Consider the following 1,482-nt stretch of genomic DNA (forward strand, 5'->3'; position numbering starts at 1 on the left):
AGGTATCATTATTTATTTTATTGTGAAATATGTAATGAATCGAAATGCGGGCAGCGAAGGAGCAGCCTTCAAAAAAGCGGCGAAACAATCGCGGCGCCGGATGAAAGAACAAAAAGCAAAACACCGCGCCGGACATAAGGGACGTGTCAGCCACCTGCGAAGCGTTCCGAGCGCCAGCAAGCCTAAGCCGATGATTCTCAAGAAAAAAAGCCAGACTCAGCTGACTGTTATAGAAGGGAAAAAAAATAAAAAGAAAAACAGGGCGCTTTTTTAATAGGTCCACTGCTTTAAAAACAGCTCTGTCCGTCTTTTACCTAGCTCAATCAGGGCTAGTTTTTTTTGTTGTGTTAAATGAAAATCAGTGGCCATTACGTCATCGACAGGAAGAAAAATGATATTTTGTTCATAGCGTGACGCAATGTGCCTTGCGTCATGGGCATCCTTCATCGTTTCAAACAGGGCGCCGAACAGTTCAAAAGCGTTGCGGATATTTTTTTTCGGACGCTCTCTTTCACGCGGCGCAAGCGTCACACCGATCACAGGGCGCTTTCTTTCCTTTGAAAACAGCCAGATGGGGAAATTGCTTAACACACCTCCGTCGACAACCGTGGCGGTGCCTGTGTCCGTTTTTAATTTTATCGGTTCAAAAAAATACGGAATGCTGCAGCTCATTCTGACCGCTCTGGCAACCGGGAACATATCGGGATTTAACCCGTAACGGGCCAAATCGTCCGGCAAAACAATCATGGTGCCGTTTGTCAGATCAGAAGCAATAAGGCGCAGAGACCCTTTCTGCAAATCGCCGAAAACCCTTATGCCTTTCGCTCTTAACAGATCAGCAATCCATTCTTCTATCGTATCGCCTTTGTATAAGCCAAGACGCCAGTAGATGGACACCCACTGGAGCATTTTTAAGGGGAGAAAAGAGTACCTTTGATCCAGCAATTTCTCTCCGTCCACTTCTTCAATTAAAGCGTGGATTTCCTTACTGGTGTAACCTGACGCAATGAAAGCGGCAATAATGGCGCCCGCGCTTGTACCCGCAACCCTTTTAAAGCGGAAGCCTTTTTCCTCAAGCGCTTCATAAGCGCCTGCAAGCGCAATGCCTTTTACTCCTCCGCCGGAAAACACACCGTCAATATACATCTCATTCCCTCCCCCTCCATCCGATCGTTTATTACCATTTTAAGAAAACACGCGAAGAAATAGACCAACTAATGACGGGTGGCGTCAGCGTATCAAAAAAGACGGCCTCCTTCGAGACCGCCTTTTTACTGATTATGATGTTCTGTTTTCTTTTGGATTGATTTCAGATCTTTTTTACGGGCATCATCTTCTTCAAAATATTGTACAAGATCCCCGATGCGATCAATACTGTTCCAGCTTAAATGATGTTCGATTCCTTCGACATCGTTATATATTTTCTCTTCATCAACACCAATGATTCTTAAAAACTGCTCAAGCAATTCATGCCTGTATACC

3 protein-coding genes are annotated in these 1,482 nt (G+C 44.9%); 1 reads left to right on the top strand and 2 read right to left on the bottom strand.

Going from position 1 to position 1,482, the window contains the following annotated elements; all coding sequences use genetic code 11:
* On the top strand, positions 1 to 274 hold a 274-nt coding region (locus tag RAC86_RS38600; protein ID WP_377886945.1), incomplete at its 5' end, for a hypothetical protein.
* Here the strand turns inward: RAC86_RS38600 and RAC86_RS38605 are convergent.
* Positions 271 to 1,146 carry a patatin-like phospholipase family protein gene (locus RAC86_RS38605; protein WP_377886946.1) on the bottom strand — a complete coding sequence of 292 codons (876 nt, stop codon included), beginning with the start codon at positions 1,144 to 1,146 and terminating at the stop codon, positions 271 to 273. The genes RAC86_RS38600 and RAC86_RS38605 overlap by 4 nt on opposite strands.
* A gap of 125 nt (positions 1,147 to 1,271) precedes the next feature.
* Positions 1,272 to 1,482: iron dependent repressor, metal binding and dimerization domain protein (locus RAC86_RS38610; RefSeq protein WP_377886947.1), on the bottom strand; the 211-nt coding region annotated here is incomplete at its 5' end.

It is taken from the genome of Bacillus sp. LR_5, from assembly GCF_042709275.1.